Origin of the sequence: Variovorax sp. YR266 (genome assembly GCF_900107295.1) — a bacterium.
In the GTDB taxonomy this organism is placed as follows: Bacteria; Pseudomonadota; Gammaproteobacteria; order Burkholderiales; family Burkholderiaceae_C; genus Variovorax.
In genome coordinates, this window is sequence record NZ_FNPM01000005.1 from 421,701 (window position 1) to 434,948 (window position 13,248).

General features: G+C 66.8%; 13 protein-coding genes. 8 read left to right on the forward strand and 5 right to left on the reverse strand.

Annotation, left to right across the window (positions count from 1 at the left end):
- Window position 1: 1 nt before the first annotated feature.
- Window positions 2-919: a LysR family transcriptional regulator gene (locus BLW48_RS16355; protein WP_093055611.1), complete on the reverse strand. Its 918-nt coding sequence runs from the start codon at window positions 917-919 to the stop codon at window positions 2-4.
- Window positions 920-1,043: 124 nt separating this feature from the next.
- Between BLW48_RS16355 and BLW48_RS16360 the strand changes: the two genes are divergently transcribed.
- Entirely contained in the window at window positions 1,044-1,796 is a 753-nt protein-coding gene (locus BLW48_RS16360; RefSeq protein WP_093176259.1) for a glucose 1-dehydrogenase, read from the forward strand.
- Between the two features lie 3 nt (window positions 1,797-1,799).
- On the opposite strand, the gene BLW48_RS16365 is transcribed toward BLW48_RS16360, so the two are convergent.
- On the reverse strand, window positions 1,800-2,168 hold the full coding sequence (locus tag BLW48_RS16365; RefSeq protein WP_176928807.1) for an FKBP-type peptidyl-prolyl cis-trans isomerase: 369 nt from the start codon (window positions 2,166-2,168) through the stop codon (window positions 1,800-1,802).
- 180 nt (window positions 2,169-2,348) lie between these two features.
- On the opposite strand from BLW48_RS16365, the gene eat reads away from it, so the two are divergent.
- From eat to BLW48_RS16390, 5 genes are all read left to right on the forward strand, one after another.
- Entirely contained in the window at window positions 2,349-3,776 is a 1,428-nt protein-coding gene (eat, locus tag BLW48_RS16370; protein WP_093055605.1) for an ethanolamine permease, read from the forward strand.
- A gap of 13 nt (window positions 3,777-3,789) precedes the next feature.
- Entirely contained in the window at window positions 3,790-5,184 is a 1,395-nt protein-coding gene (locus BLW48_RS16375) for an ethanolamine ammonia-lyase subunit EutB (protein ID WP_093176262.1), read from the forward strand.
- Window positions 5,181-5,963, forward strand: a complete 783-nt coding sequence (gene eutC / locus BLW48_RS16380) for an ethanolamine ammonia-lyase subunit EutC (protein WP_093055602.1) — start codon at window positions 5,181-5,183, stop codon at window positions 5,961-5,963. The genes BLW48_RS16375 and eutC overlap by 4 nt, the downstream gene beginning before the upstream one ends.
- A gap of 101 nt (window positions 5,964-6,064) precedes the next feature.
- Window positions 6,065-7,333: an HAD family hydrolase gene (locus BLW48_RS16385; protein WP_093176265.1), complete on the forward strand. Its 1,269-nt coding sequence runs from the start codon at window positions 6,065-6,067 to the stop codon at window positions 7,331-7,333.
- A gap of 57 nt (window positions 7,334-7,390) precedes the next feature.
- Window positions 7,391-7,972 carry a peroxidase-related enzyme gene (locus BLW48_RS16390; protein ID WP_093176267.1) on the forward strand — a complete coding sequence of 194 codons (582 nt, stop codon included), beginning with the start codon at window positions 7,391-7,393 and terminating at the stop codon, window positions 7,970-7,972.
- 10 nt (window positions 7,973-7,982) lie between these two features.
- Here the strand turns inward: BLW48_RS16390 and BLW48_RS16395 are convergent, their stop codons facing one another.
- The 3 genes from BLW48_RS16395 to BLW48_RS16405 are packed head-to-tail and all read right to left on the reverse strand — an operon-like array spanning window position 7,983 to window position 11,074.
- On the reverse strand, window positions 7,983-9,734 hold the full coding sequence (locus BLW48_RS16395; protein ID WP_093176270.1) for a phosphoethanolamine transferase: 1,752 nt from the start codon (window positions 9,732-9,734) through the stop codon (window positions 7,983-7,985).
- Window positions 9,735-9,780: 46 nt separating this feature from the next.
- On the reverse strand, window positions 9,781-10,383 hold the full coding sequence (locus BLW48_RS16400) for a phosphatase PAP2 family protein (RefSeq protein WP_093176273.1): 603 nt from the start codon (window positions 10,381-10,383) through the stop codon (window positions 9,781-9,783).
- Complete coding sequence (locus BLW48_RS16405; protein WP_093073280.1) at window positions 10,370-11,074, reverse strand: phosphatase PAP2 family protein; 705 nt, start codon at window positions 11,072-11,074, stop codon at window positions 10,370-10,372. Before BLW48_RS16405 ends, BLW48_RS16400 begins: the two co-directional genes overlap by 14 nt.
- 141 nt (window positions 11,075-11,215) lie before the next feature.
- Between BLW48_RS16405 and BLW48_RS16410 the strand changes: the two genes are divergently transcribed.
- A complete protein-coding gene (locus tag BLW48_RS16410) occupies window positions 11,216-11,890 on the forward strand; it encodes a response regulator transcription factor (RefSeq protein ID WP_093073278.1) in 675 nt (224 codons plus the stop codon).
- Window positions 11,887-13,242 carry a sensor histidine kinase gene (locus BLW48_RS16415; RefSeq protein ID WP_093176275.1) on the forward strand — a complete coding sequence of 452 codons (1,356 nt, stop codon included), beginning with the start codon at window positions 11,887-11,889 and terminating at the stop codon, window positions 13,240-13,242. The genes BLW48_RS16410 and BLW48_RS16415 overlap by 4 nt, the downstream gene beginning before the upstream one ends.
- The last annotated feature ends 6 nt before the right edge of the window (window positions 13,243-13,248 follow it).

The following is a 13,248-nucleotide window of genomic DNA, read 5'->3' on the forward strand; positions in this document are numbered from 1 at the left end:
TTCAGCGCTTGCCGGCCTTGTTGTAGGGCGCGAAGAGTTCCACCGCCCAATCCACGAACACGCGCAGCTTGGCGCTCAGGTGCCGGTTGGTCGGGTACACCACGTGCAGGGGATACGGCTCGGGCGCCCAGCCCTGCAGCACCTCGACCAGCGCGCCGCTGGCCAGGTAGGGCGCGGCCATCACATCGAAGGTCTGCGCCACGCCCATGCCGGTGAGCATCGCGCTCAGGTGCGCCGTGCTCTCGTTCACGCCCACCACGGTGTGGCCGTGGATCTCGATGCGCTCCTCGCCGCGCCCATAGCGCAGCGGAATCGGCCGGTTGCTCAGCGACGAGAAATAGCCCACCACGCGGTGCGTGCCGTCGCCGAGGTCCGCAGGCGTCTTCGGCACGCCGTGGCGCTCCAGATAGGCCGGCGTGGCGCAGGTCACGAAGGGCAAGGTCGCGATGCGGCGCGCCACGAGCGACTGGTCGGTCAGTTCGCCGGCACGGATCACGCAATCGACCGCATCGCCGATCAGGTTCACCGGCCTGTCGCTCACGCCGATCTCGAGTTCGATCTCGGGATAGCGCGCATGGAACGTCGGCAGTTGCGGAATCAGGATCATGTTGGCCAGCGAGGAGCCGACGTCCACCCTCAGCCGCCCACGCGGATTGGCCTGCGCGTTGGTGAGGTCGGACTCGATGTCTTCCAGTTCGGCCAGCACGCGCGCGGTGCGCTCGTAGTAGGCCGCGCCCTCGGGCGTGACCGTCACGCGCCGCGTGGTGCGCTGCAGCAGCTTCACGCGCAGGTGCGTTTCGAGTTGCTGCACCATCTTCGTCACGGTGGGCTTGGGCATCTGCAGCGAGTCGGCAGCGCGCGTGAAGGTGCCTGCCTCGACCACGCGGGCAAACACGCGCATGGCGGTGATCTGGTCCATCGCCGGATTATTAGTGATCCGGAAATAAACAAATCCCGCGCGCCGTCTTGGTCCGCGTGGGGGTCGCGCCCAAACTTCCTTCCATCGACAACGCTGCATTGCAGCAACCACCAAGGAAGAAACCATGACCCTCAAGCTCGACGACAAGATCGCCCTCGTCACCGGCGGCACCAGCGGCATCGGCCTGGCCACCGCGCAACGCTTCGTGGCCGAAGGCGCGCACGTGTTCATCACCGGCCGCCGCAAGGCCGAACTCGACGCGGCCGTGAAGGCCATCGGGCGCAACGTGACCGGCGTGCTCGGCGACGTGTCGAAGCTCGAAGACCTCGACCGGCTCTACGCCGCCATCAAGCAGGAGAAAGGCCGCCTCGACGTGCTGTTCGCCAACGCGGGCGGCGGCAGCCTGCTGCCGCTGGGGCAGATCACCGAGGAACACTTCGACAAGATCTTCGGCACCAACGTGCGCGGCCTGCTCTTCACGGTGCAGAAGGCGCTGCCGCTGATGCCCAAGGGCTCGTCGATCGTGCTCAACGCATCGATCACCAGCATCAAGGGCAACCCGGCCTTCAGCGTCTACAGCGCGACCAAGGCGGCGGTGCGCAGCTTTGCGCGCAGCTGGACGGTGGACCTGAAGGACGCCGGCATCCGCGTGAACGCCGTGAGCCCGGGCGTGGTGCCGACCCCCGCCTACGACCTGCTGGGCCTCACGGCGGAGCAGGTGCAGGGCTTCGTCGAGGGACAAACCCAGAACATCCCGCTGGGCCGGGTCGGCACGCCTGACGAAATCGCCAAGGCCGTGGTGTTCCTGGCCTCCGACGACAGCAGCTTCGTCAACGGCGTCGAGTTATTCGTCGACGGCGGCATGGCGCAGATCTGACGATCAGCGCTTGGTGACGGACACCAGCTCCACTTCGAAATTCAGCGTGGCGTTCGGCGGAATCACGCCGCCGGCGCCGCGCGAACCGTAGGCAATCGACGGTGGGCAGGTCAGCTTGGCCTTGCCGCCGGGCTTCATCTTCTGCACGCCTTCGGTCCAGCACGGGATCACGCCGTTGAGCGGGAACTCGGTGGGTTCGCCGCGCTTGTAGGAGCTGTCGAATTCCTTGCCCGTGTCGGGGAAGGTGCCGCGGTAGTGAACCTTGACCACGTCGGTGGCCGCGGGCGAAGCGCCGGTGCCTTCCTTGATCGACTGGTAGATCAGTCCGCTTGGCGTGGTCACGGGCGCAGATTGCGCGAACGCGGCGGGCATTGCAAAGACGGACACGAGAGCGGCACAGAAAAGAGACTTCACAAAACACCTCGAAGGTTGAGAGGCCCCGATTATGGCCAGCGGCCCATATCGGCCCATATCGGCCCATGCCGGCCTCGTTGGAACGGCCCTTGCTTTGCTGAATGTGCACTGTCAACATTCACGCAGAGAGGAAGCCGCATGAACTCCACCGAAGCCAGCACAGGCGCAGCAGCGCCGGCCCACACAGGCACCGGCCATCTCAAGAAAGTGCTCGGCCCCGTGCAACTCTGGGGCATTGCGGTGGGCCTCGTCATCTCGGGTGAGTACTTTGGTTGGAGCTACGGCTGGAACACGGCCGGCACGCTCGGCTTCCTGGTTGCCACGGTGCTGGTGGCCACGATGTACACCACCTTCATCTTCAGCTTCACCGAGCTCTCCACAGCCATTCCGCATGCGGGTGGTCCTTTTGCTTATGCGCGGCGCGCCTTCGGACCCAACGGCGGTTTTGTCGCGGGCTTTGCGACGCTGATCGAATTCGTCTTCGCGCCGCCGGCCATCGCGCTGGCCATCGGCGCGTACCTCAACGTGCAGTTCCCGGGCATCAACCCGAAGTGGTTCGCCCTGGGCGCGTACGTGATCTTCATCGCGCTCAACTGGGTCGGCGTGGGCATAGCGGCGGCCTTCGAGTTGTTCGTGACGGTGCTGGCCATCGTCGAGCTGCTGGTGTTCATGGGCGTGGTCACGCCGGGCTGGACCATGGCCAACTTCGTGGCCAACGGCTGGGCTGGTGGCAGCGTGCTGAACGGCGCGGCCATCTCGGGCATCTTCGCCTCCATACCGTTCGCGATCTGGTTCTTCCTCGCCATCGAGGGCGCGGCCATGGCCGCCGAAGAGGCGCGCGACCCGCACCGCACCATTCCCATCGCCTACACCACGGGCATCGTCACACTGGTGGTGCTGGCCTTCGGCGTGATGATCTTCGCGGGCGGCGTGGGCGACTGGCGCAAGCTCGCCAACATCAACGACCCGCTGCCACAGGCCATGAAGGCGGTGGTGGGCGATAACAGTGGCTGGCTGCACATGCTGGTGTGGATCGGCCTCTTCGGGCTGATCGCTTCGTTCCACGGAATCATCATGGGCTACTCGCGCCAGATCTTCGCGCTGGCGCGCGCCGGGTACCTGCCGCGCTACTTCGCCGGCCTGAGCCCGCGCTTCGACACGCCGCACCGCGCACTGCTGGCCGGCGGCGTGATCGGCGTCATTGCCATCTTCAGCGATGAATGGGTGCAGTTCGGCGGCCAGACGCTCACTGCCAACATCGTGACCATGGCGGTGCTCGGCGCCATCGTGATGTACCTGATCTCGATGGCCGCGCTGTTCAAGCTGCGCCGCACCGAGCCGAACCTGCTGCGCACCTACCGCGCGCCCTTCTACCCGGTGTTCCCGGCCATCGCGCTCGGGCTCGGCGTGGTGTGCCTGGGTGCGATGGTGTGGTTCAACGGCATGCTCACGCTGCTGTTCATCGTGCTGATGGCCGCGGCGTACGGCTACTTCCTGCTGACATCGGCGCAGCGCAAAGCGGCCGCGCCCGACGAGATGCTGTCTTCTTCAACGACCTCCGCCTGACACCTGAAGAACGATGCTGTATCGCACCACCATCGCCGACCAGGTCTTCGCCTTCGAAGACTTGCGGCAGGTCATGGCCTTCGCAAGCCCCGCGCGCTCGGGCGACTACCTCGCGGGCATCGGCGCGGCCACCGCGCAGCAGCGCATGGCCGCGCGCCACGTGCTGGCCGACACGCCGCTCAAGCAGTTCCTCTCTGAAGCGCTGATTCCGTACGAGAGCGACAACATCACGCGCCTCATCATCGACAGCCACGACGCGCAGGCCTTCGCGCCGGTGTCGCACCTCACTGTCGGCGACTTCCGCAACTGGCTGCTGTCCGAGGCTGCCACCACCGCCACGCTCACCGCGCTTGCGCCGGGCCTCACGCCCGAGATGGTGGCGGCCGTGTCCAAGATCATGCGCAACCAGGACCTGGTGTCGGTCGCGAAGAAGTGCAGCGTGGTCACGCGCTTTCGCGACACCGTCGGCCTGCCCGGCCACCTGGCCGTGCGCTTGCAGCCCAACCACCCGACCGACGACCTGCGCGGCGTGGCCGCCTCCACGCTCGACGGCCTGCTCTACGGCGCGGGCGATGCGGTGATCGGCCTCAACCCGGCCTCCGACAGCATGCCGGTGCTTGGCCAGTTGCTGCGCATGCTCGACGAGGTGATCCAGCGCTTCGAGATTCCCACGCAGAGCTGCGTGCTCACGCACGTGACCAACACGCTCAAGCTGGCCGAAGCCGGCGCACCGGTGGACCTGGTGTTCCAGTCGATCGCGGGCACCGAGAAGGCGAACCTCTCCTTCGGCGTGACGCCCGAGCTGCTCGACGAGGCCTATGCAGCGGCGCTGTCGCTCAAGCGCGGCACCATTGGCGACAACGTCATGTACTTCGAGACCGGCCAGGGCAGCGCGCTCTCGGCCAACGCCAACTTCGGCGTCGACCAGCAGACCTGCGAGGCGCGCGCCTATGCGCTGGCGCGGCGCTACAAGCCCTTTCTCATCAACACTGTCGTCGGCTTCATCGGGCCGGAGTATCTGTACGACGGCAAGCAGATCATCCGCGCCGGGCTCGAGGACCACTTCTGCGGCAAGCTGCTGGGCCTGCCCATCGGCTGCGACATCTGCTACACCAACCACGCCGAGGCCGACCAGGACGACATGGACACGCTGCTCGTGCTGCTGGGCACGGCGGGCATCAACTTCATCATGGGCATCCCGGGCGCGGACGACGTGATGCTCAACTACCAGAGCACCTCCTTCCACGACGCACTGTTCCTGCGCGAAACACTGGGCCTGAAGCGTGCGCCGGAGTTCGAAGCGTGGCTGCAGCGCATGCAGATCACCAATGCGGCCGGCCAGCTGGCACCGCCCTCTTCCAACCGGCTGCTGGCCGACATGAGCGGACTGTCCGCACTCGCGTCATGAGCGATTCACCGGTCACCCCCAACCCCTGGGCGCAATGGCGCTCGGCCACGCCCGCGCGGCTGGCACTGGGCCGCGCCGGCGCCGGCATGCCGACCGACGAGACACTGCGCTTCGGATGGGCGCACGCGATGGCGCGCGACGCGATCCATGCTGCGCTCGACGTCGATGCGCTCGAAGCCGCCTTGACCGCGCAGCGCTGGGAAGTCGCACGCGCACGCAGCCGCGCCGCGGACCGTACCGAATACCTGCGCAGGCCCGACCTCGGGCGCCAGCTCGATGAAGACGCCGCCACGCGCCTGCTCGGCGACCGGCGCTACGGCTGCGATGTCTGCGTGGTGGTCGGCGACGGGCTCTCCTCGCTCGCGGCAGCCCGTCATACGGTGCCACTGCTCGCGGCATTGCGATCGCACCTGCCGCCCGACACGAGCTTTGCCCCCGTGGTCATCGCCACGCAGGCGCGCGTGGCGCTGGCCGACGAGGTGGGCGAACTGTTCGGCGCGGCGCTCTCGGTCATGCTGATCGGCGAGCGCCCGGGCCTCAGCTCGCCCGACAGCCTCGGCATCTACCTTACCCATTCGCCAAAGCGCGGCCGGCACGACGCCGAGCGCAACTGCATCTCGAACGTGCGCCCCGAAGGCCTGCCCTACGAAGTGGCCGCGTTCAAGCTGGCATGGCTGATGCGAGAGTCCCTGCGCAGGGGGCTGACCGGCATCGGGCTCAAGGACGAGAGCGATCTCGCGGTGCTCGAACAGCGCCAGGCGCCATCGCTCGCGCGCTGAGCACAACCCACAAGCGGCAACGCCAGAACTGTCACGAGCGCTTCGTACGCTCGTCATCGTCTTTTTTTGTCCAACGCATGCACTCAAACAGGAAAAAAGCAATGCAACGTCGCCTCCTTCTTCTCTCGCCAATTGCCGCAGCGATGGCTGCGGCCGGCTGCGCCAGCCTGTCGTCCTCCGCGGGGCCGGCCCTTTCGCCCGGCCACTGGGACGCCTTCAACCGCGCGCAGATCGAGGGCCTGATCGCCAGCCTCGGCAAGGGCAGCCCGGGCTACAACGCCGCGAAGCGGCCGTACGTGGTGTTCGACTGGGACAACACCAGCGTCTTCCTCGACATCGAAGAGGCCTCGCTCATCTACCAGCTCGAGAACCTCGTCTTCGGTGCCACGCCCGCGCAGCTCGAAGTGGCGCTGCGCAAGAACATCCCGAAGAAAGACTTCCTGCCCGCGTACAACAACGCGGCCGGCCAACCGGTGAACATCGACCGCGTGGTGCCCGACATCGTCGCGAGCTACACCTGGCTTTACCAGAACTACAAGGGCCTGAAAGGCGACCAGTCGCTGGCCGTGGTGGCACTGAGCCCGCATTACGGGGCATTCACCACCAAGGTGCGCTACCTGTACGAAGCCATCGGCGACACCTTCGATCACGACACGGCCTACCCGTGGGTCACGTACCTCTTTGCCGGCATGACCGAGGCGCAGGTGCGCAAGCTCACGGCCGACACGGTGGCATGGCAGCTGAAGGAGCCGGTCGCCAAGGTCAAGTGGACTTCGCCCACCGCGCTGCCGGGCCGCGCGGGCGTGGTCTCGGTGAGCTGGAAGAACGGCCTGCGCCTGCAGCCCGAAATGCAGGAGCTGTACGCCGCCTTCCGCAACGCGGGCTTCGACGTGTGGGTGTGCTCGGCATCGTTCGTCGATGTGATCAAGGAGATCTCGTCGAACCCCGCCTTCGGCTACAACAATCCGCCCGAGCGCGTGCTCGCGATGGAGCTGGAGCGCGATGCCAGCGGCGTGATCCAGCCCGAGTTCCGCCGCGGCTACGACCAGACGCAGGGCCCGGGCAAGACGAAGAACATCCAGCGCTTCCTGGTCAGCAAGTACGGCTACGGCCCGAGCTTCGTGGCCGGCGACAGCGAAGGCGACCAGAACATGATGGCCGACTTTGCAGACACGAAGAAGGTGCTGATCGTCAATCGCCTGCGCGACCCGAAGACCGACATCGGCAAGTTCTCGGCCATGGCAGTGCAGAACTACGGCAAGGCCGACACGCGCTACCTGCTGCAGGGGCGCGACGACAATACGGGCGCCTGGGTACCCTCGCAGCTGCACACGCCGCTGGGTGCAGCACAGGGCAAGGCGCTGAAGTAAACGCGGCGCACCGCGGGCGGTTGCCTATGATCCTGGCATCGAACACCAGGAGACAACATGACAACGGCCCGCTACCCCCTTGCCGAACTGAAAGACCTGCCCGAGGACATCCGCACCGCGATCCTCGCCGTGCAGGAAAAGGCCGGCTTCGTGCCCAATGTGTTCCTCGGCCTGGCGCGCCGCCCCGCCGAGTGGCGCGCGTTCTTCGCGTATCACGACGCGCTCATGCTCAAGGAAGAAGGCTCGCTCACCAAGGGCGACCGCGAGATGATCGTCACCACCACCAGCGCGGCCAACCAGTGCCTGTACTGCGTGGTGGCGCACGGCGCGCTGCTGCGCATCTACGAGAAGAAGCCGCTGGTGGCCGACCAGGTGGCAGTGAACTACCGCAAGGCCGACATTACGCCGCGCCAGCGCGCGATGCTCGACTTTGCGATGAAGGTCTGCGACCGCTCGCACGAGATCGACGACAGCGACTTTCCGCCGCTGCACGCCCACGGCTTCGACGACGAGGACATCTGGGACATCGCGGCCATCACCGCCTTCTTCGGCCTGAGCAACCGCCTGGCCAGCTTCAGCGGCATGCAGCCGAACATCGAGTTCTTCCTCATGGGGCGGCTGCCCCGCGAGAAGAAGTAGCCGAACCCGTTCAGGCCTTGTTGCGGCAGGACGCGAGCGCGTCCAGTGCCGGCTTGTAGGTGGGCGTGGTCACGTCCATCACGCCGAGCACCGTGTGGTACAGGTTGTCGTGCGTGAGCGGCGCATCGAGCCCCGCCTCCATGCACGAGCGCGAGAGCTTGCGCCGCTCGCTCATGCCTTCGCTGAACCACGTGACCATGGGCACGTGCTTCTGCGCCTCGGGCGCGAAGCTGTAGGGCACACCGTGCAGGAACAGGCCGTATTCGCCGAGCGATTCGCCGTGGTCGCTCACGTACAACATGGCCGGGTCGTACTGCTTCGATTGCGCCTTGAGCCAGTCGATGGTCTGGCCGAGGAAGCGATCGGTCTGCACGATCGAGTTGTCGTACACGTTCATCAACTCGGCGTGGCCGCACTCGGCCAGCGCATTGGTCTTGCACTCGGGCAGGAAGCGCTTCACATCGGCCGCCGAGCGCTTGTAGTAGGCCGGGCCGTGGCTGCCCATCTGGTGCATCACCAGCACGATGCCCTTGGCGCGGCGCTCGGCCGGCAATGCGGCGATGCGCTCGTCCAGGCCCTTGAGCATCACGTCGTCGAGGCATTCGTCGCCGTCGCACAGAGCCTTCTTCGTTGCTGCGTCGAGGCCGTCGAAGGCCGAGGCATTCGGCACGCGGGTGCAGACGTCCTTGCAGCCAGCCTGGTTGTCGAGCCAGAACACGGCCAGCCCGGCGGCCTGCAGCACGTCGACCAGGTTCTCGTAGTCGTCCTTGCGCGATTCGTAGCCCTGCTTGCCCAGCGGCGAGAACATGCACGGTACCGAGGCCAGCGTATTGGTGCCGCAGGAATGCACGTCGCGGTAGCTCAGCACGCCGCGCTTGGCCAGCTCGGGCGTGGTGTCGCGCGCATAGCCGTTGAGGGCGAAGTGGTCGGCGCGGGCCGTCTCGCCCACCACCACCACGAACAGCGGCGGCTTGGTCTGGGCCGCATAGCTCGCGCCCAGCGCCGTGCCGGCGGTGATCGGAATCAGCTTGCCGCTGCGCTTGAACAGCGGCTTGATGAGCAGCGAACCCGTGGAATAGAGGGTTGCGATGGGGTTCATCATGTAGCGCAGATGAACGTTGTTGCGCATCAGCGGCGCCAGCTCGCGGTTCATGGACACCGCCGCGCCGAGCGCCACGACCACCGACAGCAGCAGCAGCGCCACGTTGCGCCATAGCTTCGACAGAATGCCCATCGGCGCGACGCGCACCCGCCAGAGCAACCAGGCCGCGGGCAGCACCACCACCCCCACGTTGAAGGCCATGCGCCAGCTCAGCAGGTCGCGCGCCTCGTTCGGGTCGGTCTGCAGCGCGTTGGCGATCATGGTCGGGTCCATCACCACGCGGTACTCGAGCATGTAGTGCTGCACCACCGCGGCCAGCACGACCACGGCGAGCCACAGCGGCTTCATCCAGCGCGACCAGGCGGTAAGCGACAACATGGCCGCCGAGCCGCACAGCGTGAGCAGGCTCATGACCACGATGGTCGACATGTAGGTGCTCGGCGCACCACCGATGCGGGCCAACTCGTTCCACAGCGGCCAGTTGGTGGTCAGGACGAGGTAGAGGCTGAGCCACAGGACGACCACGGCGGCCGAACGCGGCCGCTCCAGCCAGAGATTGAAGCGCACCCACGGGCTGCCGGAGGCAGGCGAGTGTGGCGTTTTGGAGTCAGAAGTACCCACCCGCTGCAATGGGGCGGGAGCGATTCGCGAAACAGACATGCGGCGAATGTAACGAAGCCGCCTGAAGGGAGCCTGAACTGACTATTCAGTCAGTGTTCAGGCTGGCCCTGCGCATCCTCAGCATCCTCATCCTCGCCCGCTGCCGCGTCACGAAAGCACCGCTGGAAACGGCCAGGCTCAGCGGCCGGCTCACGCCGCGTTCCACCACGATCGACACCAGCGCACCCAGCATCGCCGCCGCCACGATGTCGGAGGGGAAATGCAGGCCCAGGTACACCCGGCTCCACGCCACCACGGCGGCCACCAGCAGCGCCGCCAGCATGGGCCAGCGAGAAGGCAGGCACCAGAGCGCAAAGGCCGCGGCAAAGGTGCCGGCCGCATGCAGGCTCGGGAAACCGGGCCGCACGCCCTGCGGCACCCACTGGATGCCCAGGCCATAGAACGCAGGCCGGGGAATCGGCGCCACCGCACGGATCATGTTCACGATCAGCCACACGGCCAGCACGCTCATCAGCACCGTGAACAGCGCATAGCGCCAGCGCCGGCTGAACAATGCGCAGACCCCGATGGCGAGCGTCAACAGAGCAGGCAGCAGGTTGGAGGAGAACTCTGCGAAGCCCAGGCTCCATGCCGGTACCGACATGCCCGCGTTGATCAGCCTGAACAGCGCGAAATCAAGGTCCTGCATGTGCGGGCACCGCCGGCCTCAATGCGCGCGAACCGAAGCGCGTTACCGCCACCTCGATGGCAAAGCCCACAACCCAGCAGACCCAGGCCGTCCAGAGCGTGTGGCTCATGTAGTGGGCGCCGCGCAGCTGCTGCGACACACCCAGCACGAGCCCTGCAACCATCGCCACCCCTAGCCAGATTGCTGCAGCGCGGGACGACACCCGGCGCAGCACGAAATACCCGCCCACGTAGGCAAAGGCCGCCGAAGCATGGCCGGCCGGGAAGCACCCGCCTGGCCCGCCGTCGTCGACGCCCCACGACCAGTGCGACACGTAGCGCGCCATGCCGCCGAACTCCTGCAGATCCCAAGGGCAACTGGTGTGGCTGGCGTGCTTGAGCACGCTGACCGCAATCACCGAGAGCAGCACGGTCAGGGCCAACTGCACGCGGCTACCGGTGCTCAGGCGGCGCAGCAGGCCGAAGGGCCAGCGGATCGCGGCGAACAGCGTGATCACGAGCACCCAGCTGAGGTCGCGGGCGCCCTCATGCATCACATGAACCATGAAGGGGCTGTCGCGCAGGGGAAACCCGATGTGGGACCCTGCCATGCGCGCCAGCATCAGATCCCCGCCCGTCGCGTCCCACGCCATCAGTGCAACCAGTGCGATAAGGGTCAGAACCCCCAGACGAAAATTGGGAAAACGAGTCATGGACGAAGGCAGGACTGAAAAACAGTCGCGAGCCTACGTTTGCGGAATGAACCGAGCCTGAAGCAAGATGAACCGAACCTGACTGAAAGGCCCGGTGCAACTCGGTGACGCTAGACTGCAATTTTTCTTGGAAAGACATGCGTGCGCATATTGCTGGTCGAAGATGACAGTGCATTGGCAGATGCCGTCTGCAGCTATCTGTTGGCCAAGGCTTTCGTGGTCGACGTGGCGCCCAGCCTGGCCGACGCGCGCGGCGCCCTGCTCTCGGTGCAGTACGCAGCCGTGCTGCTCGACCTGCACCTGGGCGACGGAGACGGCCTCTCGCTGCTGCCGCAGATCCGCGCCCTGCCCGAGCGCCCCATCGTCATCGTGCTGACGGCCCGCGACCAGGTAACAGACCGCATCCGCGGCCTGGACGCCGGCGCCGACGACTACCTCATCAAGCCCTACGACCCTGCCGAACTGCTTGCACGCCTGCGTGCGGTCGAGCGGCGCCGCAGCTCCAGCAGTTCGCCGGTGCTACACCTCGGCACGCTCGAGATCGACCTGGCGCACGACATGGTGCGCAAGGACGGCTCGCCGATCACGCTGACGCAGAAGGAATGGGCGCTGCTGCGCGTCATGGCCACGCGGCCCGAGCGCATCCACACGCGCGAGAACCTCGCCGATGCGCTGTACGGCTTCGGCGACGAGGCCGACAGCAACACGCTAGAGGTCTTCATCAGCCGCCTGCGGCGCAAGCTCGGACGCAGCCACATCCAGACACTGCGCGGCCTCGGCTACCGGCTGTCGTTCTCCGCGGACGACGACGAATGAGTGCCTCCAGCTTCGCGGCCGGCCGCGACTCGCTCGCCGGCCGGCTGACCCGCACCCTGATCATCTGGGTCGGCGGCGTGTGGCTGTTGTGCGTGTTCGCCGTGGTCTGGTATGTGGACCGCGAGATCAACCACAACTTCGACAACGAACTGGTCGAGGTCTCGCACCGCATGTTCGCGATGGCGGTGCAGGAACTGGAAAAGCTGCAGCACCCGGGCCAGGAGCCGCCGCGCGAACCGCTGATCGCGCCCAAGCAGCTGTTCTCGGAAGACGCGGTGATCTACCAGATCGTCGATCTGCACGAGCATGTGATGCTGCGCTCCGCCGAGGCGCCCGCGGACACCTTCGACGTGCCGCTGGCCGCCGGCTTCGCGAACAACCCGACCTGGCGCATCTACACCGTGCGACACCCGACGCTGGGCCTGTTCTTCCAGGTGGCAGACCCGCTCGACGAACGCCGCCACGCCCTCAACCGCACGCTCTTCGGCCTGATCATTCCGCTCGGCGCAGTGCTGCCGCTGCTCGCGCTGGTGTTGCGCAACGTGGCGCGCACCGAGCTGCGGGTGCTGCAGGATCTGGCCGGCGAGATCGAGAAGCGCAGCGGCGCCGACCTGAGCCCGATCGCCCTGCCCGGCGGGTTGCCCAAGGAGCTGCGCACCGTCGGCGATCACGTCAACAGGCTGCTGGAGCGGCTGTCTCACTCGCTCGACGTGGAGCGCGCCCTGGCGGCCAATGCCGCGCACGAGCTGCGCACGCCGCTCGCCGCCGCCCGCCTGCGGCTGCAGACCGCGCTGGAGCACGACCTGCAGCGCAACGACGTGCAGGCCGCGCTCGATGCGCTGCGCACCCTCAGCCATCGCACCGAAAAGCTGCTGCAGCTGTCGCGCGCGGAATCGGGCGCCTCGCTCGCGCGCACGCGGGTCGACCTGGTGCAGCTTGCCGGCACCGTGGCGCAGGAGTTCTGGCAAGACCCGCAGAATGCCGAGCGGCTCATGCTCAAGGTACCCGACAGCGTCGTGCCACTGGCCCTCGGCGACGTCGATGCTCTCGCAATTGCCCTGCGCAACCTGGTGGAGAACGCGCTGCGCTACGGCGGCGGCCGCGTCGTCATCGAGGTGATGTCGCCTTGCACCCTGGCCGTGCGCGACACCGGCCACGGCGTTACCCCCGCGCAGCTCGAAACCCTGCGCGAGCGCCACGTGCGCCACAGCTCCGACCGCGCGGGCTATGGCCTGGGCATTTCGATCGTGGGCACCATCGTCGAGAAGCACGGCGCGAAGCTCGAACTCTCGTCACCGCCCCTGGGCGCGGCGCACGGCTTCGAGGCGCGCATCGTGCTGCGGCCGGCCTGAGCCTCT

Bases quoted from the DNA above. Each gene is read 5' to 3' on its own strand.
- BLW48_RS16355 (WP_093055611.1), bottom strand. From the start codon at position 919: ATGGACCAGATCACCGCCATGCGCGTGTTTGCCCGCGTGGTCGAGGCA.
- BLW48_RS16360 (WP_093176259.1), top strand. From the start codon at position 1,044: ATGACCCTCAAGCTCGACGACAAGATCGCCCTCGTCACCGGCGGCACC.
- BLW48_RS16365 (WP_176928807.1), bottom strand. From the start codon at position 2,168: ATGCCCGCCGCGTTCGCGCAATCTGCGCCCGTGACCACGCCAAGCGGA.
- eat (WP_093055605.1), top strand. From the start codon at position 2,349: ATGAACTCCACCGAAGCCAGCACAGGCGCAGCAGCGCCGGCCCACACA.
- BLW48_RS16375 (WP_093176262.1), top strand. From the start codon at position 3,790: ATGCTGTATCGCACCACCATCGCCGACCAGGTCTTCGCCTTCGAAGAC.
- eutC (WP_093055602.1), top strand. From the start codon at position 5,181: ATGAGCGATTCACCGGTCACCCCCAACCCCTGGGCGCAATGGCGCTCG.
- BLW48_RS16385 (WP_093176265.1), top strand. From the start codon at position 6,065: ATGCAACGTCGCCTCCTTCTTCTCTCGCCAATTGCCGCAGCGATGGCT.
- BLW48_RS16390 (WP_093176267.1), top strand. From the start codon at position 7,391: ATGACAACGGCCCGCTACCCCCTTGCCGAACTGAAAGACCTGCCCGAG.
- BLW48_RS16395 (WP_093176270.1), bottom strand. From the start codon at position 9,734: ATGTCTGTTTCGCGAATCGCTCCCGCCCCATTGCAGCGGGTGGGTACT.
- BLW48_RS16400 (WP_093176273.1), bottom strand. From the start codon at position 10,383: ATGCAGGACCTTGATTTCGCGCTGTTCAGGCTGATCAACGCGGGCATG.
- BLW48_RS16405 (WP_093073280.1), bottom strand. From the start codon at position 11,074: ATGACTCGTTTTCCCAATTTTCGTCTGGGGGTTCTGACCCTTATCGCA.
- BLW48_RS16415 (WP_093176275.1), top strand. From the start codon at position 11,887: ATGAGTGCCTCCAGCTTCGCGGCCGGCCGCGACTCGCTCGCCGGCCGG.